Annotated in this window: 20 protein-coding genes; 14 read left to right on the forward strand and 6 right to left on the reverse strand. The window is 54.4% G+C overall.

The features are described 5' to 3' along the window. Window positions 1–164 precede the first annotated feature (164 nt). Window positions 165–1,121, reverse strand: coding sequence for a LysR substrate-binding domain-containing protein (locus ACR0QW_RS01880; protein WP_432642033.1), 957 nt, complete (start codon window positions 1,119–1,121; stop codon window positions 165–167). Window positions 1,122–1,669: 548 nt separating this feature from the next. Here ACR0QW_RS01880 and ACR0QW_RS01885 point away from each other — a divergent pair. The 5 genes from ACR0QW_RS01885 (at window position 1,670) to ACR0QW_RS01905 (ending at window position 7,212) form a co-directional block, all read left to right on the forward strand. Next, entirely contained in the window at window positions 1,670–3,001 is a 1,332-nt protein-coding gene (locus tag ACR0QW_RS01885) for a metallophosphoesterase (RefSeq protein WP_432642034.1), read from the forward strand. Between the two features lie 74 nt (window positions 3,002–3,075). Beyond that, a complete protein-coding gene (gene dapF, locus ACR0QW_RS01890; RefSeq protein WP_432642035.1) occupies window positions 3,076–3,954 on the forward strand; it encodes a diaminopimelate epimerase in 879 nt (292 codons plus the stop codon). 94 nt (window positions 3,955–4,048) lie between these two features. Continuing rightward, window positions 4,049–5,248, forward strand: coding sequence for an LL-diaminopimelate aminotransferase (locus ACR0QW_RS01895; protein ID WP_432642036.1), 1,200 nt, complete (start codon window positions 4,049–4,051; stop codon window positions 5,246–5,248). Window positions 5,249–5,297: 49 nt separating this feature from the next. Continuing rightward, complete coding sequence (locus tag ACR0QW_RS01900) at window positions 5,298–5,741, forward strand: hypothetical protein (protein ID WP_432642037.1); 444 nt, start codon at window positions 5,298–5,300, stop codon at window positions 5,739–5,741. Window positions 5,742–5,910: 169 nt separating this feature from the next. Then, window positions 5,911–7,212, forward strand: coding sequence for an ATP-binding protein (locus tag ACR0QW_RS01905; RefSeq protein ID WP_432642038.1), 1,302 nt, complete (start codon window positions 5,911–5,913; stop codon window positions 7,210–7,212). A 152-nt stretch (window positions 7,213–7,364) separates the two neighbouring features. On the opposite strand, the gene ACR0QW_RS01910 is transcribed toward ACR0QW_RS01905, so the two are convergent. Genes ACR0QW_RS01910 through ACR0QW_RS01925 form a run of 4 tightly spaced genes read right to left on the reverse strand, consistent with a single transcriptional unit; the run spans window position 7,365 to window position 11,072 of the window. Then, window positions 7,365–8,426 (reverse strand): polyamine ABC transporter substrate-binding protein, encoded by a 1,062-nt coding sequence (locus ACR0QW_RS01910; protein WP_432642039.1) that lies wholly within the window; start codon window positions 8,424–8,426, stop codon window positions 7,365–7,367. A 6-nt stretch (window positions 8,427–8,432) separates the two neighbouring features. After that, window positions 8,433–9,230 (reverse strand): ABC transporter permease, encoded by a 798-nt coding sequence (locus ACR0QW_RS01915; protein WP_432642040.1) that lies wholly within the window; start codon window positions 9,228–9,230, stop codon window positions 8,433–8,435. Continuing rightward, a complete protein-coding gene (locus ACR0QW_RS01920) occupies window positions 9,211–10,071 on the reverse strand; it encodes an ABC transporter permease (protein ID WP_432642041.1) in 861 nt (286 codons plus the stop codon). Before ACR0QW_RS01920 ends, ACR0QW_RS01915 begins: the two co-directional genes overlap by 20 nt. Then, window positions 10,068–11,072, reverse strand: coding sequence for an ABC transporter ATP-binding protein (locus ACR0QW_RS01925; protein WP_432642042.1), 1,005 nt, complete (start codon window positions 11,070–11,072; stop codon window positions 10,068–10,070). Before ACR0QW_RS01925 ends, ACR0QW_RS01920 begins: the two co-directional genes overlap by 4 nt. A 232-nt stretch (window positions 11,073–11,304) precedes the next feature. Here ACR0QW_RS01925 and rplU point away from each other — a divergent pair, with 232 nt between their 5' ends. From rplU to ACR0QW_RS01970, 9 genes are all read left to right on the forward strand, one after another. After that, window positions 11,305–11,616, forward strand: a complete 312-nt coding sequence (gene rplU / locus ACR0QW_RS01930; RefSeq protein WP_432642043.1) for a 50S ribosomal protein L21 — start codon at window positions 11,305–11,307, stop codon at window positions 11,614–11,616. Between the two features lie 3 nt (window positions 11,617–11,619). Further along, a complete protein-coding gene (locus ACR0QW_RS01935; RefSeq protein WP_432642044.1) occupies window positions 11,620–11,949 on the forward strand; it encodes a ribosomal-processing cysteine protease Prp in 330 nt (109 codons plus the stop codon). Window positions 11,950–11,954: 5 nt separating this feature from the next. Next, the gene (rpmA, locus tag ACR0QW_RS01940; protein ID WP_071142155.1) at window positions 11,955–12,245 is read left to right on the forward strand and encodes a 50S ribosomal protein L27; all 291 of its coding nucleotides are present in this window, start codon (window positions 11,955–11,957) and stop codon (window positions 12,243–12,245) included. Between the two features lie 61 nt (window positions 12,246–12,306). Then, window positions 12,307–12,723, forward strand: coding sequence for a hypothetical protein (locus tag ACR0QW_RS01945; RefSeq protein WP_432642045.1), 417 nt, complete (start codon window positions 12,307–12,309; stop codon window positions 12,721–12,723). Between the two features lie 280 nt (window positions 12,724–13,003). Beyond that, window positions 13,004–16,744, forward strand: coding sequence for a DNA-directed RNA polymerase subunit beta (gene rpoB / locus ACR0QW_RS01950; RefSeq protein WP_432642046.1), 3,741 nt, complete (start codon window positions 13,004–13,006; stop codon window positions 16,742–16,744). Window positions 16,745–16,760: 16 nt separating this feature from the next. Further along, window positions 16,761–20,798 carry a DNA-directed RNA polymerase subunit beta' gene (gene rpoC, locus ACR0QW_RS01955; protein ID WP_432642047.1) on the forward strand — a complete coding sequence of 1,346 codons (4,038 nt, stop codon included), beginning with the start codon at window positions 16,761–16,763 and terminating at the stop codon, window positions 20,796–20,798. Window positions 20,799–20,963: 165 nt separating this feature from the next. Beyond that, window positions 20,964–21,836: an ABC transporter ATP-binding protein gene (locus ACR0QW_RS01960; protein WP_432642048.1), complete on the forward strand. Its 873-nt coding sequence runs from the start codon at window positions 20,964–20,966 to the stop codon at window positions 21,834–21,836. 93 nt (window positions 21,837–21,929) lie between these two features. Continuing rightward, on the forward strand, window positions 21,930–22,937 hold the full coding sequence (locus ACR0QW_RS01965; protein ID WP_432642049.1) for an ABC transporter substrate-binding protein: 1,008 nt from the start codon (window positions 21,930–21,932) through the stop codon (window positions 22,935–22,937). 16 nt (window positions 22,938–22,953) lie between these two features. Then, on the forward strand, window positions 22,954–24,612 hold the full coding sequence (locus ACR0QW_RS01970) for an ABC transporter permease (protein ID WP_432642050.1): 1,659 nt from the start codon (window positions 22,954–22,956) through the stop codon (window positions 24,610–24,612). A gap of 67 nt (window positions 24,613–24,679) precedes the next feature. Here ACR0QW_RS01970 and ACR0QW_RS01975 read toward each other — a convergent pair whose 3' ends face one another. Beyond that, window positions 24,680–25,255, reverse strand: a complete 576-nt coding sequence (locus ACR0QW_RS01975) for an NERD domain-containing protein (protein WP_432642051.1) — start codon at window positions 25,253–25,255, stop codon at window positions 24,680–24,682. Window positions 25,256–25,414: the final 159 nt, after the last annotated feature.

The following is a 25,414-nucleotide window of genomic DNA, read 5'->3' on the forward strand; positions in this document are numbered from 1 at the left end:
AATAAGCCCCTCGAGTGAGGGGCTGCCAGGAAATGTAGTGCGGTTGGTAGCCTTTAAATCTAGGGCCTTAAGGCCGAGGCAGGTAACGCGGCTTATAGCCGCAGAGCAAACTACCCGTTATACGGGTAGTTTTGATTTGTACGTTTTTTGTATGGTGGGGATTTTTATCCAAATTTCTTATTGGTGATTTCTTTCATATATTTCAGCAGTCCTTCTGTGAAATCTTCCAAATATCGGGGCCGTACCTGGGCTTTCAGCCGCAATATGCTGGAACGCATGGTATGGGTCTCACCTGCCACATAAAAGGCCAGCAGAGGGTCTTTGGAGCTTTTCCCTACTTCCCGGATCAGGGGATAGGCCAGCATATCATTGCAGAAGGTGGCCGTATGGCCCAGCTGACACAGTTGGATCTGGGTACCGATATCACTGATGGAAATGGGCTGGGGACAATCCAGATGATTTTCCCTCAGACAGCTGTGGACCAGTTCCAGCAGGGTACTATGCTCCCGGTTGCCAATCAGGGGAAAAGAACGGAATTCTTTCAGGGACAGGGTATCGCCTGTTTTCCAATGCGCAGGGTCAGTTGTTCCCTGATGATATTGGCTGAAAAAGGAACGGGTGCCTACCACCATGAGCTGTTCCCGGCCAATCAGCAATTCTTCCAGGAAGGGATCCGGGGGCGCATCCAAACCCAGGATCAGGTCCAGTTTCTGGGCCTTTATCAACTGGATATGCTGGACCGTATCCCCCAGGGTAATGGAAATATGGACCTGGGGATATGTTTTATGATAGTGTTCCAGAAAACGGGGAAGCAGGAGCCGGGCACGGGTGGTGCTGATGCCCAGACGGACTTCACCGATTTCACCGGCTTCGATTTCCGATATCCGATGCTGCAGGCTCTCTTCCAGATGCTGGATCTGCTGCAGGGTGCTGACCAGAGCTTTGCCGGAATCGGTAAGCTGCAGATGGGAACCCCGGAGAAACAGCTTCGTTCCCAGCCGCTTTTCCAGTTTCTGGATGTGTTCGCTGAGACACTGCTGGGTTACAAAGGCCCGCCTTGCCGCTTTGGTGAAATTCATTTCTTCTGCTGCCAGCAGGAACATTTTCTGTGCCAGTTCCATACCATCGCCTCCCTGTGTCTGTATTATATCACAAGAAAATCCCTGTGGCTTTACTGAAAACTATTTGTTTCCATTTGTGGTGCTTCTATCGTATACTAAAAGCACAAAGAGGAAAACAAACCTCCGGTGTAAAGTTACAAAAACATAAGGATATAATGGGAAGGGGAGATCAGTATGAAAATGCAGGGCTTGACGATGTGGGAAATGAATCTGGGCTTCCGTCCCAAAGATTTCCGGAGCGTATGGGATGCCATCATCCAAAAGAACAGTCCCGAAAAATCGAAAACGGCTGTAAAGGATAACAGACAGGGATCGAGAGTCATGGATCTCAGATCGAGGGCTTTGTCGGTATAAGGTCATACAACTTCAATGAGCTGGCGCATTGGGCGTCAGCTCATTTAGGTTTATGCGGACATAGGGCCGGATTTCTGTAAAATTTTCGTATAGCCATGCATACGGAGAAAATATTGGTGCTTTGGGCTGTTCCATTTTATAATAATCGTAATCAATAAAATGACGATTGTAGCAGGATTAGAAAGGAAACAGCCATGAAAATGAACAAAAAAAAGGGAGGGCTCCTGGCTCTGCTGTTTGTAGCAGCTGCAGCGGCTATTGCCTGGCGCTTTCTTCCGGGGTATGTAACTCGTCCAGTGGCAGATATATTTGCCTGGGGGAAAAAGCAGGCCATCCATTATGAATTGATCTCCGGAACGGAAATCCGGAACATCCGGCAGGTGATGACGAAGGATCCGTCCACCAGCCGGACCATCATGTGGCAGTCGGACTTTGCGGAAGACAAGCCACGGGTGGAATACCGGGTAAAAGGGAAGGATGACGTCCAGACTGTCCAGGCCAAAGAGGAAGCCTTCCAGGATGGAAAGGCAAAGACCTTTATCCATACAGCGCTGCTGGAAGGTCTGGAACCGGGCACCCAGTATGAATATCGTCTGTGCTACAGCCGGAAGAGTACGGAGTGGATGCCGTTTTCTACGTTTCAGGGCAATGCCTTCAAGGCATTGGTATTCCCCGACTCCCAGAGTGCGGACTACGGGGTGTGGAAAGCCACGGCTATGCCGGCCTGGCAGCGGAATCCGGACGCTCAGTTCTTTGTGAATATGGGAGATCTTGTGGACAACGGCCAGGATGCCAGCCAGTGGAACGCCTGGTTCGATGTGGTGGAACCCATGGCGGAAAAAATCCCTGTAGTTCCGGTCATGGGCAATCATGAGACCTATGACCTGAACTGGAAGGTCCGTCGTCCGGAAGCCTATATGAAACTTTTCAGCCTGCCTGCCAACGGCTATGATCCGTATCCCAACCGGTTCTATTCCTTTACGGTGGGAGACGTGCATTTTGTGGTACTGGATACCATGTTTTCGGAAATGAAGGACTTCGAACCCAGTCTGCAGGAGGACGAAATCCAATGGTTCCGGAAGGATATGGAGCAAAACCGGCAGAAATGGAATGTGGTGCTGATGCACAAGGATCCGCTCCGGTATGCTTTTAACCCGGCTACGGGCCGGTCTGGCCGTGAGGAAGGCATTGAGGCGGAAGGAAAAGTCTGGATGCCGCTCTTCGATGAATACGGCATCGATCTGGTCCTGAGTGCCCATCTCCACACCTATCGGAACCGGGGCCATATTCGGGACTTCCAGCATGATCCGAAGGGTGCCCTGTACATCCTCACCGGGGTGGCCGGCGATGTGCGCTATCCCAGCCTGTGGAAACAGCATCCTCTGGATGAAACCGTGGCCCCCCAGCCGGAAACGGATAATTATCTCGTCATGACCAAGACAGATACGGAGCTGCAGCTGCAGGCCTTCCTGCCTGACGGCACTCTGCTGGATACGGCGGAGGTCCGGAAGGACGCACAGCAGTAAAAACGATGCCGTGCAGCGGGCAAATTTTCATGATATAATAGTATTCCCAATGAGAATAAGGAGGGAAATGCTCCATGAAGATGAAATTTACCAAAATGCACGGTTGCGGCAATGACTATGTATATGTGGACTGCATGGACAAGATGCTGCCCAATCCTGAAAAAATAGCAGAGTTTATCAGCCGCCGTCGGTTCAGTATCGGAGCCGACGGCCTGATTTGCATCTGTCCTTCGGATAAAGCCGATTTCCGGATGCGCATGTTCAATAACGATGGTTCGGAAGGCAAAATGTGCGGGAACGGCTCCCGGTGCATTGCAAAATTTGTGTACGATAAGGGTCTGACCCAGAAGGATACCATCACCCTGGAAACCCTGGGAGGCATCAAGACCATCCATATGACTGTGGAAGGCGGCAAGGTGTCTCTGGCCGAGGTGGATATGGAAAAAGCCATTACGGATACCAACGCCATCCCTATGGCATGGCCAGAAGAGACCTGTATCAACAGAGACGTGACTTTTACCCGTCCGGACGGCAGCACGTTTACGGTTCGGGGGACGGCGGTCTCCATGGGCAATCCCCATTTTGTACTCTTCGTGGACGATGTGGCTGCTGCACCGGTGGAAGAAATGGGGAAGGTCATCGAACATTCCTCCTTGTTCCCGGAACGGGTCAATGTGGAATTCGTCCAGGTAATCGGCCCGGACTATGTGAAATTCCGTGTCTGGGAAAGAGGCAGCGGGGAAACCTGGGCCTGCGGCACCGGAGCCTGTGCTGTGGGCTATACCTGCGTACGGCTGGGCAAGGCAGGCAAACACAATGCATTCCTGAACGTAGAAGCCAAGGGCGGTCTGCTGCAGGTCAAGGCAGAGCCGGACGATACCATCATCCTGAAAGGGCCGGCTGCTACTGCCTACGAAGGGATCATCGATCTGCCGGAAGATTTATTGAAATAAAGCGCGAAGGAATTGACATTCCCATTCCGCTACTTTACAATAAATAAAGGTTTGTATTGGAAAAAGAACGTTTTCGCATTAAAGGAGAAAAAATATGGCACTGGTGAATGGTAATTTTGCAAAGTTGAAGGAAAGCTATCTGTTTTCGGATATTGCTGCCCGGGTGAAGGCTTTCAGTGAGGCTCATCCGGAGAAAAAAATCATCAAGATGGGTATCGGGGATGTGACTCTGCCTCTGGCTCCTACGGTCATTGAAGCCATGACCAAGGCTGTGCAGGAACTGGGCCATAAGGAAACCTTCCGGGGCTATGGACCGGAACAGGGGTATGAATTCATCCACGAAGCCATTGTGAAATACTATGCCCGTCATGGGGTACAGCTGGAAACCAAGGATATCTTCGTCAGCGACGGCGCCAAAAGCGACTGCGGCAACGTAACCGATCTGTTTGATGACAGCAACGTAATCCTGGTTCCGGATCCGGTATACCCTGTGTATGTGGACACCAACGTGATGAGGGACCGGAAGATCCTGTACATGAACGGGACTCCGGAAAACGATTTCCTGCCCATGCCGGATCCGGCTGTGAAGGCAGATATCATCTATCTGTGTTCCCCCAACAACCCCACCGGCGCTGCCTATAATAAGGAACAGCTGAAGGAGTGGGTGGATTACGCTCTGAAGAACGATGCCATCATTCTGTATGATGCTGCTTACGAAGCCTTCATCACCAATCCGGATATGCCCCGGAGCATCTATACCATCCCCGGCGCCAAGGACTGCGCCATCGAATTCTGCTCTTTCTCCAAGACGGCAGGGTTCACCGGTACCCGGTGCGGCTATACGGTTGTGCCTCAGCAGCTGACCCGGAAATCTCCGGAAGGCAAGGAAATGAGCCTGAACAAGATGTGGCTGCGCCGTCAGACCACCAAGTTCAACGGGGTGAACTACTTCGTACAGCGCGGTGCGGAAGCGGCCCTGTCTCCCCTGGGTGAAAAACAATGCGGCGACATGCTGGCATACTACCGGGAAAATGCCCGCATGATCATGGAAACCTTCGACAAGAAGGGCTACAAATACTATGGCGGGGTGTACTCTCCCTATGTTTGGATGAAGTGCCCCAACGGCATGGGCAGCTGGGAATATTTCGACCATCTGCTGAATGACCTGGCCATTGTGGGGACTCCTGGCGCCGGCTTCGGCAAGATGGGCGAAGGGTATCTGCGCCTGAGCGCTTTCGGGACCCACGAAGGCACAAAGGAAGCCATGGAACGGATTGAGAAAGACAGCTTGTAATCTGGTTTTGTTCGAATAACCATCATAGAAAAGAAGGGGCGTTTGTAATATGAAGAAATTGATCCTGATGCTGACGGCTGTGATGTCTCTGGGAATGGCAAGCCTGGGTTTTGCCAGCCCGGCCAGTGATTTGCTGGCTCAGGAAGAAGCAACGACCACGAAAGTGATCAACCTGATCCAGGGCAAAGGCCAGCTGGCCGATGCTGCTGCCGGCTTTTCCCCGGAACTGCAGAAGAATTTCAATGCCGCTGCTCTGGATAATATGAAAAACGGTGTAACCAGCCAACTGGGTGGTATCAGCAACCTGAAACTGGTGCGTTTGGACAAATTCCAGGATGCGGACCGTTTGATCTATATCGGCGAAGCCAAAAAGGCTCCCAATGTGCAGCTGACCTTCGTGTTCAGCACCAAAGGCAAGAAAGCCCAGCTGCAGGGCCTGAATCTGGTACCGGTGGAAGTGAAACAAGTACCGGCTCAGCAGGCTTCTAAATAAGCAAGACAAGCGAACAAAAAAGAGACTGTCGCCAAATGACGGCAGTCTCTTTTTTATGCGATGGAGGAAAATTTGATTTTTAAGTCCATAAAAATCAGTGAATCAATGATTTTTCTTGACTTAAAAATCAAAAACTGATAGTCTTCTGTACAGAAGGGAGGAAAAAGGCATGAAACGGAAAATCGAGGAGGCACTGCTGGCCTGGAAAAAGAAGGAAAATCGGCTGCCCCTCCTGGTGAATGGGGCACGGCAGGTGGGAAAGACGTACAGCCTGCGAGAATTCGGCCGAAAGGCTTATGAATCGGTGGTCTATATCAATCTGGAAACCAATCGCCGGGCAGCTGCCTGCTTCGATGAAGACCTTTCTCCCCGCAAACTCCTGCCTTATCTGGAAGCCGTCATGGGGCAGCGGATCCTGCCCGGAAAGACGCTTCTGCTGCTGGACGAAATCCAATCGGCGGAACGGGCGCTGACTTCTCTGAAATATTTTGCAGAAGAAGCACCGGAGTATCACATTGCTGCGGCGGGCAGCCTGCTGGGAGTGGCGCTGAACCGGAAGAAATATTCTTTCCCTGTGGGAAAGGTGGAGACATTGCCGCTTTTTCCCCTGGACTTCGAGGAATTTCTATGGGCAAGGGGGAAAGAAAGCCTGGCAGAACTGATCCGGCAGGCCTATGGACGTATGGAACCTCTTCCAGCAGGGCTTCATCAGGAAGCCGTCAAGCTGTATCGGGAGTACCTGGTCATCGGCGGGATGCCGGCGGCCATCAATACGTTTCTGGCATCTGGTTCCTTCCTCGAGGTGCCTCAGGTACAGCAGGAAATCCTGGAAAACTACACAGCTGATATGGCCAAATATGCAACGCCCTCTGAAACGGTGAAAATCCGTGCCTGCTACCAGTCCCTGCCGGTGCAGCTGGCCAAGGACAACAAGAAGTTCCAGTACAAAGTGGTCCAGCGCGGGGGCACGGCGGCCCTTTTCGGGGTACCCATCGACTGGCTGTGCCAGGCCGGCATCGTCCTGCGCTGCCAGAGGCTGCAGCATGCAGCAGAACCCCTGGCGGCCTATGTGGATCTGCCTGCATTCAAGCTGTACAGCAGTGACGTGGGGCTTCTGGCCACCCAGGCCGGGCTGTCTCCGGAAACGATCTTGACCGGAGTGGGCAACCTGTTCATGGGTGCCATGACGGAAAATTATGTGGCCCAGCAGCTGACTTCTGCCGGATTTCCGCTGTATTACTGGGAGAGCAAAAGTACGGCAGAACTGGATTTTGTGCTGCCGGTGGATTCCCGGATCTATGGGGTGGAAGTGAAGAAGGGGGAGCATACCCGTTCCCGGAGCCTGGGGGTCTTCCTGGATCAGGAAAAACCAACGGGAGGCATCCGGCTTTCGCTGAAGAACTTCGGCTTTGAAAACAGCATCCGCTCCATACCGCTGTATGCCCTGTTCTGCCTGCCCCAGGGATTGTGAATCAGAGGCCAGGGACGGGCGCACCGGGCGACACGGCTGACACCGGTCCGCCCCTGCGGTTCCTGACAATTTGCCGGGGCAAATTGTATCCTTCGGCAGCTGACTACTGACAAAAAACGAGACTGTCGCCCAATGGCGGCAGCCTCGTTTTTTTATCGGATCGTCTTCAATTCTGTCCAGTATCGGTCGTACATGGTAATGGCGTCCCCGATGTCGTGGAGCCATTCACCCTCTTTCAAATGGGTGACGGCGGCGTTCAGCATGGGGTCTTCCAGGTATTCTTCAGAGTGATAGGGTTTTGCGGAGTCATTGGGATCGTTGTACCCGATGGCTTCGTAGTTCTTGGCGCTGACCTGGGGATCCAACAGGAAGTTGATGAATGCTTCCGCCAGCTTCTTGTGCTTGGCTCCCTTGGGAATGGCCAGGGTATCAGCCCACACCAGGGTCCCTTCTTTGGGGATTACGAACCCCAGGTTCGGATTCTCGTGGTAGCTGTAGGAAGCGTCTCCGGACCACATGGTCCCGATCCAGGCTTCCTCGGCAATGAATTTCTGTTTGATGCCGTTCGTATCGTAGGCCAGGATGCTGGGTACCAGCAGGGTCAGGTCTTCATAGGCCTTCTTCAGCTGGGCCGGATCCGTGGAATTGTTGGACCAGCCGTTCTTTTTCAGGGCCATGCCGAACACTTCACGGCTGTCGTTCAGGAGGATGACCCGGCCCTTGTATTCAGGCTTCCACAGGTCATTCCAGGAAGCAGGCGGCTCTTTGATGTATTTCTTGTTGTAGACGATCCCGGTCATACCCCAGGTGTAGACCACGGAATACTCTCCCTTGGGGTCGAAATCGGGATGCTGGAGGGTGCTCATCACATTTCGGGTATTGGGGATGGCATCCTTGTCCAGCTTCTCCAGCAGGTCCAGCTTGACCATGGTGGATACCATGTAATCGGAGGGCTGGATCAGGTCGTACTGGGCCCCGCCGGCCTGGAGCTTGGCCAGCAGTTCTTCGTTGTTGGCGAACACATCGTAGTTCACCTTGCAGTTGTATTTCTTTTCAAAAGCCTTGATCATTTCCGGGTCGAAGTTATCGGCCCAGCTGAACAGGTTCAGCACCTGTTTGCCTTCGGCTTCTTCCTGTTTCTCTTTGCCGCAGCCGGTGAAGGCCAGCAGCATCAGAACCAGGAGACCGCACAGCAGCCATTGGATTTTCTTCATGCAGCATCAGTCCTTTTGGGAAGAATGGAAATCTTTTTTCTGCAGCAGCTGGGAAATGACCACCAGGGAGACGGTCACCAGCATCATGCAGGTGGAAAGTGCGTTGATCTGGGGCGAGATTCCCCGCTTCACCATGGCGTAGATGTATAGCGGCAGGGTGGTGGAGTTGGGACCGGCCACGAAGAAACTGATCACGAAGTCATCGATGGACAGGGTGAAGGCCATAAGGGCGCCGGCGATGATCCCCGGGGCGATCATGGGCAGGGTCACATATCGGAAGGTGTTCCAGGGTGTGGCATACAGGTCGCTGGCGGCTTCTTCCAGATCCTGACGGCAGCCTTCCAGCCGGGCACCTACAGTGATGATTACAAAGGAGATGCAGAAGGTGATGTGGGCGATGATCAGGGTAGGTCGTCCCAGGTTGATGCCCAGCTGGGAGAACAGTACCAGGAGCGACAGGCCCATGACAATCTCCGGAATCAGGATGGGCAGGTACAGCAGGCTGTTGATCAGCAGCCTGCATTTGTACTGGTAGCGATGGAGGGCCAGGGCGGCCAGAGTGCCCATGACGGTGGTGACCACTGTAGTGATGGAGGCAATCAGCAGGCTGTTGCCCAAGGCTTCCAGCACCCGGTCATTTTCCAGCAGGGCAGCATACCATTTCAGAGTGAAACCGGCCCACACCGCATTGATCCGGGAATCGTTGAAGGAGTACAGGGACAAAATCAGGAGCGGCAGATACAGAAAGGCCAGGATGGCCAGGGAATAAGCTACCAATGTGGCGCTACGCCAGCTTTTCTTCATGGTGATGGCCTCCTTTCTGGGCTTGCAGGGCCTTATAATACAGCACGATCATGATGAGGCTCAGCAGCGCCAGGATGATGGAAAGCGCTGAACCGAAGGGCCAGTCACGGGCTGACAGGAACTGGTTCTGGATCACGTTCCCCATGAGGGAGCTTTTGGCACCCCCCATGATGTCCGGTACTACGAACATCCCCAGAGAAGAGATGAACACCAAGATGGATCCGGCGGCTACTCCGGGCATGGTGAGCGGAAGAGTGATCTTCCGGAATGCCGTCAAAGGGCCTGCTCCCAGGTCACTGGCGGCTTCCAGCAGCCTTTTGTCCATCTGTTCCAGAGAAACGTAAATGGGCAGTACCATGAAAGGCAGCAGCCCGTAGACCATGCCGATGAGCACAGCGGTGTTGTTGTACAGAAGGCTCAGGGGTACCTTGATGGCGCCGATGGACATCAGGATGCTGTTGATCAGGCCATGGGCCCGGAGGATGATTACCCAGGAGTAGGAGCGGATCAGGAAGTTGATCCAGAAGGGGATCATGACCAGGATGATTCCGGCCTGCTGCCATTTTTTGGGCAGGATCATGGCGATGGTATAGGCCACCGGGTAGCCCATGGCAAAGGTTAGCAGGGTAGTCAGGAAGGCGGTGCCCAGGGTGAAGATGAAAATCTTCAGATACAGGGGTTCCAGGAACTGGATGTAGTTTTCCAGGGTCCAGTGGAATACTACCTGGCCGTAGGCCGTACGAGAGGCAAAGGACACCACCACAACGATCAGGAGGGGAAGGGCAAAGAAAAGGCCCAGCCATCCCATGGCTGGCAGCACCAGCAGCTTGCCCCGCTTCATTTCGTCACCTGGACGCTGTCCTGGGGATTCCACCAGATGCCGACCCGGTCGCCCAGATCCCAATCCCGGTGCTCATCATAATATTGGTAGGCAGTAATCAGCTGCCGAGTGTCATCCAGCCGGATGAACAGCTTGTCGAAGGTGCCGCAGAACAGGATCTGCTCGATGGCTCCTGTCAGCCGGGGCTCTTTTTCCGGCGCCGTTTTCTCGCCTTCAGCAGTCACCACCAGGAACTGGGGCCGGATGGACAGCAGGCAGCTGTCGTCTCCGGGTACCGGGAAGAAGTTGTTCTCGCCGATGAAACTGGCGGCAAATTTGCTCCGGGGATACTGGTAGATCTTGTCCGGAGGATCATCCTGCTCGATGCGGCCGCTGTTCACGATGATGACCCGGTCGCTCATGGTGAGAGCCTCTTCCTGGTCGTGGGTAACGTAGATGAAAGTGATGCCCAGCCGCTGCTGCAGGCTCCGCAGTTCCACCTGCATGGTCTTGCGCAGTTTGTAATCCAGGGCACCCAATGGTTCGTCCAGCAGCAATACTTTCGGATTGTTCACCAGAGCCCGGGCGATGGCTACCCGTTGCTGCTGGCCGCCGCTCATCTGCTGGGGCTTCCGGTAGCGCAGGTCTTCCAGCTGGGTCATCTGCAGCACTTCTGCAATCCGTCTCTGCTGCTCCTTGCGGGGAACTTTTTTCATCTGGAGCCCGAAGCGGATGTTTTCTTCCACCGTCATATGGGGGAACAGGGCGTAATGCTGGAACACCATGTTCACATTGCGCTTGTAAGGGGCCAGCTGGGTGACATCCTCGTCATCCAGAAAAATATGACCCGAAGTGGGCGTTTCCAGACCGGCGATCATGCGCAGCATGGTGGTTTTGCCACAGCCGGAGGGGCCCAGCAGGGTCACGAATTCTCCGTCATAAATAGTCAGGTTAAGGGGAGGGATGATCAGGTTGTCTTCGAACTCCTTGGTGATCCCCACCAGACGAATCATTTCTTTCATCTTTGATTCTCACGACCTTTCATTGCTTACAATTTAATAATTATAGCATGTTTAGCCCCTCAGTTACAGGATAAGAATCCGTTTTTTACCCAGGAAAAACTTGCTTTTTTTCCGTCGTCGTAGTATACTTTGAAGGCTGAATGTGAATTTAGCACTACCGCACGGAGAGGTTCCGTAAAACTCCGTAGGGAGTTACCGCATCCGGCGAGTCTTGAATGAGGGAGGTGCAGATATGTACGCTATTATCCGTACAGGTGGCAAACAGTACCGCGTCAGCGAAGGCGATGTACTGAACGTTGAAAAACTGAACGTTGAAGAAGGCCAGGAAATCGTTTTCGATGATGTCCTGACTGTAGTCAACGATGGCGATGTGAAAGTAGGGACTCCTACTGTTGCAGGCGCTAAAGTAACCGCCAAGGTTGCTAAACAGGGCAAAGCCGATAAGATCTTTGTTTTCAAATACAGAGCAAAATCCAACTATCGGAAACGCCAGGGTCATCGTCAACCCTTCACCCAGGTTGAAATCACTTCTATCGAAGCCTAAGTCATGATTCAGGTAGATATCTACTACAACAGTCATGGCAGAATCAGACGATACACCGTGGCAGGTCATGCAGAGTTCAATCCGGAAGGGTTCGACGAAGTATGCTATGCCGTATCGCTGGATACCCAGGTTGCCGCCAATGGCCTGAACGAAGTACTCCACCGCAGGGTGGATTATTCCATCGACCAGGAAGCCGGTACTTTGGGAGTCTGTCTGGTGGATGAGCCTGATGCCAGGACGGAAGCAATCCTGCAGACCATGGTCTGCGGTCTCCGCCATTTGCAGAAGACCTATTCACCTGACTATCTCGTTATCAAAGAGCACAGGAGGTGAACATCGTGTTCGAATTAATCCTTCAATTACACGCCCATCATAAAGGGGGCGGCTCCACTTCCAACGGCCGTGACTCCAATGCACAACGCATGGGCACGAAAGCACACAATGGTCAGCTGGTAACGGCTGGTTCCATCATTGTCCGTCAACGTGGCACCCGGTTCCACATGGGCCAGAACGTTGGCATGGGTAAAGACTACACCATCTATGCAAAGGTAGCCGGCAAGGTTGCTTTTGAAAGATGGGGCAAAGATCGTCGTAAGATCAGCGTTTACCCGGTTGAAGCTGAAGCATAATCACCAAAGAGTGTCGCAGCCGCGGCACTCTTTTTCTATAGGATGAGCAAGGAGAACCATCATGGAAGAAACCCTGCGGGAAATGGTACGCCGGTATCTGGGCGAAGGGCTACGGAGCCTGGAGCAGGAAGATATGGCCGATATGGAGGGCAATCTGCTGCGTACCCGGCAGGCAGAACGGGATGAAGAAACTGCGAAAGGGCACTGCACTCCGGAAGAACTGCAGCAGCTGGAAGATACACTGAAAGCGCTGGAGGAGACTCCCAAACTGGCAGCCAATGCCCGGGATTCCCTGCTGGATCTGGAAGGGGTCCGCTGCTATCCCTGCGGCCGGTTCCTGATTTTCTACCGGTACAATGCCAATTTCAATGTCATCACCCTGATCCGGCTGGCGCTGGATCACCCGGAATGGGACCCGCTGATCCGGGATGGAAAACCTTTCCATGAAAATAGCAAGGATTTTGGCTATAATTCATAAAAAATTCACAAGTTCAATTGTACAATTCTATTGTAATATGGTATAATTATCGTCCATGAAGTTTGTTAAAAGCAGGATATATAGGTTTCGCGAGTGCTCAGTGGTTGGACATCGCGTTCCCGCTCAAGTGAGGAGAGGAGCACGAAATGCTGACTGAGAGACATTGCAAGATACAAGGCTGATCAATCCTAGTTGTGTTGACTGCCTTGTTTTTTTTGTGTGATAGATTCTTAGTACTTTCTTCGAACACCCTGCCTAGAGAAAAGGAGTGAGAGACCACATGTTTAAGCCGGTTCATAATGGCGACCGCATCCGGTACAGTTATGCACGGATCAAAGAAGTCCTGAAAATGCCTCATTTGATCGACCTGCAGAGAAAATCTTATGAGTGGTTCATAAGAGAGGGCCTGCACGATGTATTCAAGGACGTTTCCCCGATCAGGGATTTCACTGATAATCTGGAACTGAGTTTTGAAAACTTCACCATTGGGGATCCCAAATATGATATCGAGACCTGCAAGGAAAAGGACGCTACCTATGCAGCTCCTTTGAATGTGGACGTGCGCCTGCTGTATAAGGATACGGGCGAAATCAAGGAATCCACCGTTTTCATGGGTGACTTCCCTCTGATGACCGATACCGGTACCTTCGTGATCAACGGGGCTGAACGTGTCATCGTCAGCCAGCTGGTCCGTTCTCCTGGCGTGTACTATTCCAAAGACATGGATCCCATGGGCAAGTTCCTGTACGGGACCACGGTCATCCCCAACCGGGGCGCCTGGATCGAATACGAAACTGACCTGAACGACATCATCTACGCCCGTGTGGACCGGACCCGGAAACTGCCGGCTACGGCACTGCTGCGTGTGATGGGCCTGCCCACCAATGATGATATCATCAAGACCTTCGGTGAACATCCTTTCCTGACTGCTACCCTGGCCAAGGATACCACCAAGAACGAAGATGACGCCCTGCTGGAAATCTACCGGAAACTGCGTCCGGGTGAACCGGCCAACCTGGAAAACGCCGCACAGCTGATCAAGAACATCTTCTCCGACAATCGCCGGTATGACCTGGCCAATGTAGGCCGTTACAAGGTCAACAAGAAACTGGGCTGGCGCCATCGTCTGCTGGGCAAGAAGCTGACTTCCCCCATTGCCTTCGAAAATCCCGACGGCAGCCAGGGCGAAGTGGTCCTGCCGGCCGGCACCATCATCGGCGATGAAGAAATCGACAAGCTGGAACAAAGCGGTATCTACAGCGAACCCGGCTATGCCGATGTGTGGGTGGAATACCAGGAACATCCGGAACACATCATCGTCACCAAAGACATCGATGCTTCCGTCCGGGTCATCACTCCTGCTGATGTGATTGCTTCCTTCGCTTACCTGCTGAATGTGATCGACGGCATGGAAGGCAAGGACGATATCGACCATCTGGGCAACCGTCGTGTACGCTGCGTGGGCGAACTGCTGCAGAACCAGTTCCGGATCGGGCTGTCCCGTATGGAACGGGTGATTCGGGAACGGATGACCCTGCAGGATGCCGATGTGATCACCCCGCAGGCACTGATCAACATCCGTCCGGTGGTCGCTGCTGTGAAAGAATTCTTCGGCAGCAGCCAGCTGTCCCAGTTCATGGACCAGAACAACCCGCTGGCTGAACTGACCCATAAGCGGCGTCTGTCCGCCCTGGGGCCCGGCGGTCTGTCCCGTGAACGTGCCGGTTACGAAGTCCGTGACGTGCACGTATCCCACTACGGCCGTATGTGTCCTATTGAAACCCCTGAAGGCCCGAACATCGGTCTGATCGGGTCCCTGGCCGCCTACGGTGTGGTGAACCGCTACGGCTTCATCGAAACCCCGTACCGCCGGGTGGACAAGAAGACCGGCAAGGTCACCAACGATATCGTCTACATGACTGCAGACGAAGAAGATAACTACATCGTGGCACAGGCCAACGAACCGCTGAATGATGATGGTTCGTTCGTGAACAGCCACGTTACCTGCCGGGAACGGAACGACGTACTGTCCATTCCTCCTTCCCGTGTAGATTTCATGGACGTTTCCCCGAAACAGGTTATGTCCATTGCAGCAGCTCTGATTCCTTTCCTGGAAAACGATGACGCCAACCGTGCTCTGATGGGTGCCAACATGCAGCGGCAGGCTGTGCCTCTGCTGAACCCGAAAGCTCCTGTGGTCGGTACCGGCATGGAATACAAAGTGGCTGTGGACTCCGGTGTATGCATCCTGGCCAAGCATGCCGGCACGGTGAAATACGTCAGTGGCGACAAGATCATCATCACCCGGGCCGATGGTGCCGGTGTGGATGAATACAACGTCCTGAAGTTCAAACGTTCCAACCAGAGCACCTGTGTGAACCAGCGCCCCATCGTCTACAAGGGCGACAAAGTGGAAGAAGGTCAGGTCCTGGCTGATGGTCCTGCTACGGATCACGGCGAACTGGCTCTGGGCCGCAACGCCATTGCCGCGTACATGCCCTGGGAAGGCTACAACTACGAAGATGCTGTACTGCTGTCCGAAGATCTGGTGAAGGAAGACGTATTCACCTCCATCCATATCGAAGAATACAACTGCGATGCCCGGGATACCAAACTGGGACCTGAAGAGATCACCCGGGATATCCCCAACGTTTCTGAAGAAGCCCTGAAAGACCTGGACGAAGACGGGATCATCCGCATCGGTGCCGAAGTACGGCCTGGCGATATCCTGGTCGGCAAGGTCACCCCGAAAGGCGAAACGGAACTGAGCGCTGAAGAACGGCTGATTCGTGCCATCTTTGCCGAAAAGGCACGGGAAGTCCGGGATAGCTCCCTGCGGGTGCCCCACGGCGAATCCGGTATCATTGTCAGCGTACAGATCTTCACCCGGGAAAACGGTGACGAACTGCCGCCCGGTGTCTCCAAACAGGTGCGTGTGCATATCGTACAAAAACGGAAGATCAGCGAAGGCGATAAGATGGCAGGCCGTCACGGGAACAAGGGTGTCGTTTCCCGGATCATGCCTCGTGAAGATATGCCTTTCCTGCCCAACGGCGAACCGGTACAGATCGTACTGAACCCCCTGGGCGTGCCTTCCCGTATGAACATCGGGCAGATCCTGGAAGCCCATCTGGGCTGGGCTGCCTGCGGCCTGGGCATGCGGATCGAATCCGGTGATCCCAACCTGGCCGGTGAACTGAAAGAAGCCGGGTATGATGTGGACAAATACGGCATGCCCCAGACGGTGGACCATGCAGTACCTGTTGCTGTTCCCGTATTCGATTCCGCCCGGGAAGACGATATGGAAAAGACCCTGAAACTGGGCGGTGTGGATCCCAGCGGCAAGACCATCCTGTACGATGGCCGTACCGGCGAACCCTTCGACAACCCTGTCACTGTGGGCTGCATCTACTATCTGAAATTGCACCATCTGGTTGCTGATAAGATCCATGCCCGTTCCACCGGTCCGTACTCCCTGGTAACCCAGCAGCCTCTGGGTGGTAAAGCCCAGTTCGGCGGCCAGAGATTCGGGGAAATGGAAGTGTGGGCACTGGAAGCTTACGGTGCCGCTTACACCCTGCAGGAAATCCTGACCGTGAAGTCCGATGACGTGGTGGGCCGTGTGAAGGCTTACGAAGCCATCGTGAAGGGCGAAAACATCCCTGAACCGGGTGTGCCTGAATCCTTCAAGGTACTGGTGAAAGAAATGCAGGCCATCGGCCTGGATATCCAGGTGCTGGATGAAGATGATGAAGAAATCGACCTGGACGATGAAGATGAAGATATCGGAATGGGTGATATCGCCAGAGAGCTGGATATGGATATGGCCAACAAGGCCAACCATGCCGCAGCCAATGTGGGCGATAACGGCGGCGCGAACCAGAACAGCGACGAAGAACTGAGCCCGGATGAAGATCAGCCGGAAGGCAGCGACTTCGATGTGATTGCAGATATCGGGAACATGAATCTGGATGATTCCCATAACGATAACGGCGACGACAACGGGTCTGATGCAGAGTAGGAAGGAGTGAGCGCTCTTGTTGGACGTAAATAAATTTCATTCTATGAGAATCGGTCTGGCGTCCCCCGAGAAGATCAGAGCCTGGTCTCACGGGGAAGTCACCAAACCGGAAACCATCAACTATAGAACCCTGAAACCGGAACGGGATGGTCTGTTCTGCGAACGGATCTTTGGACCGACCAAAGACTGGGAATGCCATTGCGGCAAGTACAAACGCATCCGTTATAAAGGTGTGGTCTGCGACAAATGCGGTGTGGAAGTCACCCGTTCCAAAGTCCGTCGTGACCGGATGGGCTCCATCGAACTGGCCGCTCCTGTTTCCCACATCTGGTATTTCAAAGGGATCCCCTGCCGGATGGGCGCCATCCTGGACATCGGGCAAAGAGCCCTGGAAAAGGTCCTGTACTTTGCCAGCTACATCGTGCTGGATCCGGGCGATACCAACCTGACCAAGAAACAGCTGCTGACCGAAGCCGAATACCAGGAAAAACTGGATGAATACGGGCCCACCTTCCGGGTGGGCATGGGTGCAGAAGCCATCAAGGAACTGCTCCATGAAATCAACGTACCGGAACTGACCAAGGAACTGCGGGCTGCTCTGAAGACTGAAACCAGCCTCCAGAAGAGACGGAACATTGTCCGCCGCCTGGATGTATGCGAAGCCTTCCTGAAGAGCGGCAACAAGCCGGAATGGATGATCATGGATGTCATCCCCGTCATCCCTCCTGACCTGCGCCCCATGGTCCAGCTGGACGGCGGCCGGTTCGCTACTTCCGACCTGAACGATCTGTACCGCCGGGTCATCAACCGGAACAACCGTCTGAAACGGCTGCAGGAACTGCAGGCTCCGGACATTATCGTCCGGAACGAAAAGCGGATGCTGCAGGAAGCCGTCGATGCTCTGATCGATAACGGCCGCCGCGGCCGTGCCGTAACGGGCCCCGGCACCCGTCCCCTGAAGTCCCTGTCCGATATGCTGAAGGGCAAACAGGGCCGTTTCCGTCAGAACCTGCTGGGGAAACGTGTGGACTACTCCGGCCGTAGCGTAATCGTGGTCGGTCCTGAAATGAAGATGCACCAGTGCGGTCTTCCGAAAGAAATGGCACTGGAACTGTTCAAGCCTTTCGTCATGAAGCGGTTGGTGGAAACCGGCGCTGCCACCAACATCAAGAGCGCAAAACGGATGGTGGAACGGGCCACCGACGCTGTGTGGGATGTACTGGAAGACGTCATCAAAGAACATCCTGTCCTGCTGAACCGTGCTCCGACCCTGCACCGTCTGGGTATCCAGGCTTTTGAACCGATCCTGTCCGAAGGCCGTGCCATCAAACTGCATCCTCTGGTCTGCACTCCTTTCAACGCCGACTTCGATGGTGACCAGATGGCTGTCCATCTGCCGCTGTCTGCCGAAGCCCAGGCGGAAGCCCGTGTGCTGATCATGAGTGTCAACAACATCCTGGCACCCAAAGACGGCAAACCCATCACCGTTCCTACCCAGGATATGGTTCTGGGGGCTTACTACCTGACCATCTTCAAGGATGGGGCCAAGGGCGAAGGCCGCCGTTTCATCAGCTTCGATGAAGCCCGTCTGGCTTACTTCAACCATGTCATCGATCTGCAGGCCCGGATCAAAGTCAAGGTTCCCAATGCGGAAATTTTCCCGGAAACCTCCGACAAGGGCGAAAGTCTGGTCACCACGTCCATGGGCAACATCATCTACAACAGCGAACTGCCTGTGGAAATGCGGTACTACTCCAAACAGGAAGACGGTACCTGGCTGCTGGGTAAACTGATCGACAAGAAGGAACTGGGCCGTCTGGTTGCCAAGGCTCACAAGCTGTACGGCAACTTCGGTACCGCCCGTGTCCTGGATATCGTCAAGAAACTGGGTTACGACAACGCCTGCAAATCCGGTCTGTCCATTGCCGCTTCCGATATCAAGATCCCGAAGGAAAAGGCTTCCATCCTGGCCGCTGCTGAAAAGCAGGTCGACAAAGTGGAATCCATCTTCAACCGAGGCCTCATGAGCGATGACGAACGGTACCGCAAGGTCATCGCCATCTGGGATAAAGCAACGGAAGACGTAGCCAACGCCCTGATGAAGAACACCATGGATCCGTTCAACCCGGTATACATGATGGCCAACTCCGGTGCCCGTGGTAACATCCAGCAGATCCGTCAGCTGGCTGGTATGCGTGGTCTGATGGCTGACCCTTCCGGCCGGATCATCGACCGCCCGATCAAATCCAACTTCCGTGAAGGGCTGACCATTTTGGAATACTTCATTTCTTCCCACGGCGCCCGGAAAGGTCTGACCGATACCGCACTGCGGACCGCCGACTCTGGTTACCTGACCCGTCGTCTGGTAGACGTGGCCCAGGACGTTATCGTCCGGGAAGAAGACTGCGATGTGACCGGCATGAACCTGGTACGGGAACGGGCGCGCTTCTGCAAGTCCGTCCTGGGGTCCAGCCAGCATAAGCTGAAGGATTACGCCGTAGGCCGTACCCTGGCCGCCAGCGTGCTGAATCCGGAAGATGGTTCCATCCTGGCCGAAGCAGACACCCTGGTGAGCGAAGAAGTCTTCGACCGCCTGATTGCTGCCAAGATCCTGGAAATCAGCCTGTATCCGGCTGATGAAGAAAGCAACGAAGAACCGGAAGTGCTGAAGATCAACGTCCCTGAAGACAAGGTCAAGGCTGCTTTCCGTGAACATATGACTCACCATTTCCTGAACAAACAGGTGGAAGAAGATATCGTCAACAGTGAAGATAAAGTCCTGGCCAAGGCCGGTGACAAATTCACCGCTGATGTGATCGAAGCCATCCTGGCCGATGGAACGGTGAAGGAACTGAAGATCCGCAACAACGAAGTGGACGGCGTGTATGTAGAAGCCATCACCGCCGGCAAGAACAAGAGCACCGTGCTGGAAACCCTGCGTGACCGTCTGGTTGGCCGTACCCTGGCCGAAGACATCGCTGACAAGGACGGCAAGGTCATCTACCACATCAATGACTACATCACCGAAGATATGGCTGATGTGATCGCTGACCTGCGGGAGAAAGTCAAGATCCGTTCCGTACTGACCTGCAAATCCCACTTCGGCGTATGCCGGGCCTGCTACGGCCGGAACCTGGCCACTGCCAAGAAGGTGGAAGTGGGCGAAGCCGTCGGCACCATCGCTGCTCAGGCTATCGGTGAACCTGGTACCCAGCTGACCATGAGAACGTTCCACACCGGCGGTGTTGCTGGTGCTGACGATATCACCCAGGGTCTTCCCCGTGTCGAGGAACTGTTCGAAGCACGGAAACCGAAACATCCCGGTATCCTGTCCGAAGTGGCCGGTACTGTGGAAATCCAGGAAAAAGAAGAAGGCCGTTTCATCATCATCCACAAGGAAGATGGTACGGACGAAACCTATCACATCCCCTATGGCGCCAAGATCCATGTGGCTGACGGCGACAAGGTGGAAGTGGGCGACCGCCTGACCGAAGGTTCCCTGAACCCTCACGACATCCTGCGGATTTCCGGCCCTGCCGCTACCCGTCATTACCTGGTACAACAGGTGCTGGGCGTTTACAAATCCCAGGGCGTGGAAATCAACGACAAGCACGTGGAAGTCATGGTCCGTCAGATGATGCGGAAATACAAGATCGATGAAGCCGGCGACACCAACATGCTGCCGGGCTCCGTAGTGGATATTGCCCAATTCGAAGACGAGAACGACGAAGTGCTGGCAGAAGGGAAACAACCGGCTACCGGTCATCCCATCCTGCTGGGGATCACCAAGGCATCCCTGGCTACGGATTCCTTCCTGTCCGCCGCTTCCTTCCAGGAAACCACCCGGAACCTGACCGATGCCGCCATCAAAGGCAAGGTGGATCCGCTGCTGGGCCTGAAAGAAAACGTCATCATCGGCAAACTGATCCCTGCCGGGACCGGTATGCCCAAGTACCGCAACATTCAGTTGAAGCTCCATCATCCGGTGGAATCGGCTGCCGAAGAAGCGCCTGCTGACGCAGTCTCCACGGACGAACAGCAGCCGGAGGCATAAGGACCAGTTCCTGGTCTGCAGTCCGCAGCCATAGGAAACCGCTATAACTATCATTTATTGATGGTTATAGCGGTTTTTTTACGCAAATTTTACAGAGCAGAACCAGGAAATAACAGAAGACTTCTATAATACAAAATGGATTTTATGGATGATGGGAGAGGTTGCATGGAAATCTTGTTACAGAATATTACGAAGGCTTATGGGGAAAAGCCGGTGCTTCGGGGCATTTCGCTGCAGGTCCGGGAGCACAGCCTGACTACGCTGCTGGGGCCGTCCGGCTGCGGCAAGACCACACTGCTGCGCATCCTGGCCGGCCTGGAGACCCCGGATAGGGGGGACATCTTCCTGGGGGACCGGTGCGTATGTTCCTGTGCGAAAAATCTTTGGGTGCCGCCGGAAAAACGGGGTATCGGGTTCGTTTTCCAGGATTTTGCCCTGTGGCCCCATATGACAGTCTTTGAAAATGTGGCTTTCGGGCTCCGTGCCCAGGGACGTACAGAAAATCTGAAACAGGAAGTGGAACGGGCCCTGTCCCTGGTGCAGCTGAAAGAGTTGTCCGGCCGGTACCCTTCAGAGCTATCCGGGGGACAGCAGCAGCGAGTGGCTTTTGCCCGGGCCATTGTCCTGCGGCCGGAGTGCATTTTATTCGATGAACCCCTTTCGGCGCTGGACGCCTTGCTGCGGGTGCAGATGCGCCAGGAACTGCGGAACCTGGTGACCCGGCTGGGCATTACGGCAGTCTTCGTGACCCATGACCAGGAAGAGGCCATGAGCGTCAGCGATACCATTGCCGTACTCCAGGATGGGGCAGTGGAACAGGTGGGAACGCCCCAGGAGTTGTATGATCATCCGCACACTCTGTTCACGGCCCGTTTCATCGGTAAGGGGAACTGGCTGGATGAGCATAGTTTATTCCGCCCGGAAAAGGCCAGCCGGGAACCGGTGCCTGGTGCCCGGGCCTTTGCTGCGAAGGTCAGCGGATGCAATTTCCTGGGGCATACCTGGCAGCTGCAACTGGACTGGCAGGGCCGGGAATAACTGGTGGAGTCAGGCACCGGCCCCGCTGGGAACGGAACTTACGCTGTATGTGCCTGAACGGGCATTATTGCATATTGGAAAGGAAGGAAATCTATGATGAACTGGAAGAAAACAGCGACGATCCTTTTATCGGCCTGCCTGTGCCTGAGCCTGGCGGCCTGCGGCACCAAGACGGAAAAGGAAGCGGCTCCGGTGGCTTCTGCGGAAAAGAAGGTGACGGTCTATATGCCTTCTCCGGCCGGCCTTTCCAAGAAACTGGCCCAGGGCTTTGAGAAGAAGACAGGCATTAAGGTGGAAACCTTCCAGGGGACTACAGGGGAGATCCTGGCTCGGCTGGAAGCAGAAAAGAACAATCCGGCGGCGGATGTGGTGATCCTGGCGTCCTGGAGTGACGGGCTGGAACTGAAAAAACAGGGCGGCCTGCAGGTCTACGTCCCCAAGAACAGCGATAAGCTGGTGAAGGGCTGGATGGATCCGGATCATCAGCTCATCGGGTACAGTGCTTCGGCCGTGGGCGTCATCTACAATACCCGGCTGTATCCCAAACTGGATGTGGACTGGAGCGAACTGGCCGATCCCCAGTACAAGGATAAGCTGGCCATCCCGGATCCGGAAAAATCCGGTGCCTGCAAGGACTTTCTGGCCGGTTATGTGAACAAGTACGGCTGGTCGGCGCTGGAAGGCATGGCGAAGAACGGCATGAAGGTGCCGGGCGCCAACAAGGCAGCCCTGGAAGCGGTGACTACCGGTGAAGTGGGCATCCTGGTTGCCGGCGTAGATTACAATGCCTATGTGGCCAAGAAGAAGGGTGAACCTCTGGACATCTACTATCCCAAGAGCGGGACCATCGTGAACCCGCGCCCGGCCATGATCCTGGCCAGGGCGCCCCATGCGGACAATGCCAAACTGTTCATGGACTATCTGCTTTCGGACGAAGCCCAGCAGCTGGTGGCCGATGCCTGTCTGCTGCCCGGCCGCAGCGACGTGAAGGCCAAGGGGACCCAGCTGGCGGATATCCCGCAGATTACGCCGGAATGGGACAAGATGATGGCGATTGCGGCAAAAGCCGCAGCCCGGTTGAACGAACTGTGCAAGCGCTGAGAAGTGGGGTGAAAGCATGAAAAATGGCTGGCAATGGCTGCCCGCTCTCTGTATTGTGGCAGTCCTGATCCTGCTGATCGGCGCCCCCTTAGCAGATGTATTTGTCAAGGCGGTCATCATCGATGATCGTCTTGATTTTTCCTATGCCCTGGCCACACTGGCCGAGCCGGGGAACGGGCAGATGATCGCCAATTCTCTGCTGCTGGGGCTGCTGGTGGTATTGGTTTCCACTGTATGGGCAGTATCGGTGGCTTATGTATTGTCCCGGACGGAACTGGCCAGGAAACGCTGGCTGGATATCCTGTTCCTGGTGCCTTTCATGACGCCGCCTTATATCGCGTCCATGGGCTGGATTTTGTTCATGCAGAAACGGGGACTGTTTGCCCAGTTGTTCCCGGCTTTTCCGGCGGGCATCCCGGCCTTTTTCAGCCTGGGCGGACTGGTGCTGGTCATGAGCCTGCACATCTTTCCCTTCCTCATGATCCTGCTGAAGAATGCCATGCTGCGGATCCCGCCTTCTCTGGAGGAAGCTGGGGCTGTGGTGGGGGCTGGACCGGGATTGCGGCTGCGGGAAATCTTCCTGCCGCTGCTCACCGGCAACTATGCCATCGGCGCTCTGCTGGTATTTGTGAAGACCATTTCCGAATATGGGACTCCGTATACCCTGGGACGGCGCATCGGATTCGATGTGTTTACCACCCATATCCACCGGTATGCGGCCATCGCACCCATTTCCTTTGGCAAGGCAGCCGTGCTGTCCTCCGTGCTGGTGGGCATCTGCCTGGTACTGTGGCTGCTGCAGAACCTCATCACCTGGCGGCACCAGTATGCCCTGGTGAGCGGCAAAGGGGTGCGGCAGGCGTTCAAAAAATTGTCTCCACTGGAAAAAATCGCTGCCTGGGGCCTTTTGACCGGTATTTTTTCCCTGGCGGTAGGTGTTCCGTATTTTTCCGTCCTGACCACATCGCTGATCAAGCTCCGGGGATATGGCCTGGCGGCGGGCAATTTTACGCTGCAGCATTACTGGGAGCTGCTGGGGAGCAGTGAAGAAGCTCTGGAGGCCATCGGCAACAGTTTTGCCGTGGCCGGGCTCGCGGCTACCCTGTGTGCCCTGCTGGGTACGGTGGTGGTGCTGCTGGTCCGCAGCCTGCCCCTGCGGCCGGGCAAGGTGCTGGAAGGGCTGAGCCTGCTGCCGGAAATGCTGCCGGGCATCGTACTGGTCATAGGGCTCATGCTGTTCTGGAATGATGTCTATGATATCCTGCCGCTGTACAATACCCGGGCTATCCTGGTGGTGGCGTATACGGCCCTGTTCCTGCCCTATACAGTGCAGTATGTGACCAGTGCGTTTTCCCAGATCAATTCCAACCTGCTGGCGGCAGGGAGAGTGTTTGGGGGCAGTCCATCGTATATCTTCCGGCGGATCACCTGTCCGCTGCTGCTTCGGGGCATCGGTGCCGGGTGGATGATGACGTTCATCATTTCCGCACGGGAGCTGGTGGCACCCAGCTTGATCGCTCCGCCGGATATGCTGGTGATCTCCACGTTCATCATGCGGGAATTCGAACAGGGCAGTGTTTCCCTGGGCATGTGCATGGCCGTGCTGTGCATCCTGCTGACCACCGGTACATTACTGGTACTGAGGGTGGCAGGGGGAAAAAGAAAGGGGGTGTGAAATTTTCACGCCCTCTTTCTTTCTAATGTCTGTATAATCTCTTTCTACATCTTTTCCGCCACCGGCTTCAGTTGCGCTTTTTGATCCACTTTTTCAGCTCGGCTACGGACAGGACGTGTTCCCTGGCTCCTTCATCCAGCTTGAAGGTGGGTTCGGCGTAATTGTCAGCGCAGACCACAAAGGTGTGGATGGAGGAAAGCGGCGTTTTGGCCGCGTCCAGCTGTTTTTTGGCGGTTTCTCTGTCTTTTTCCAGCGCCATCAGGGGATTCGGGACCTGATGGCTTTCAGAATTGTCACTAATCGTCCATTGTTCACTCCGTTCCGAACCTTGTATTCTGTATCCATGATACACAACTTCCAGGAGGAGCAGGTCCCCGGGCAGGCGGATCCACAGAGGATTCCGTCCGTTTGGGACGGAATCCTCTGTAATTTCCTGATAATCTCCTTTAGAAGCAGATTTAATGGCTTTCAGCACTCGTTTCCTCGCTCCTTCAGGCGTCCTGGCTTTTTTCAGCTTTTGGGTCCAGAGCCAGAAAAGCATGGCACCTCCTGCCAGTACCAGCCCGAAAATCAGGTACTCTTTTAAAGAATGTAGTTTCCAAATGGTCATATGGGGGAAAATCTGTATCAAAACCTCGTCCATAATGGGTGAACCGTCCTTTCTGCATTACAAGTTTATAAGAGAAAAGTTGTACAAATTATAACATAAAGAATGTATACAAGTCCAGAGGGCCTGAAACGCTGGACAAGCCGGATAAATGATGGTATTATATAAACAATCTACTGATAAAAGATAAAAATG

Source organism: Acidaminococcus sp. (assembly GCF_050873445.1).
Lineage (GTDB): Bacteria > Bacillota > Negativicutes > Acidaminococcales > Acidaminococcaceae > Acidaminococcus.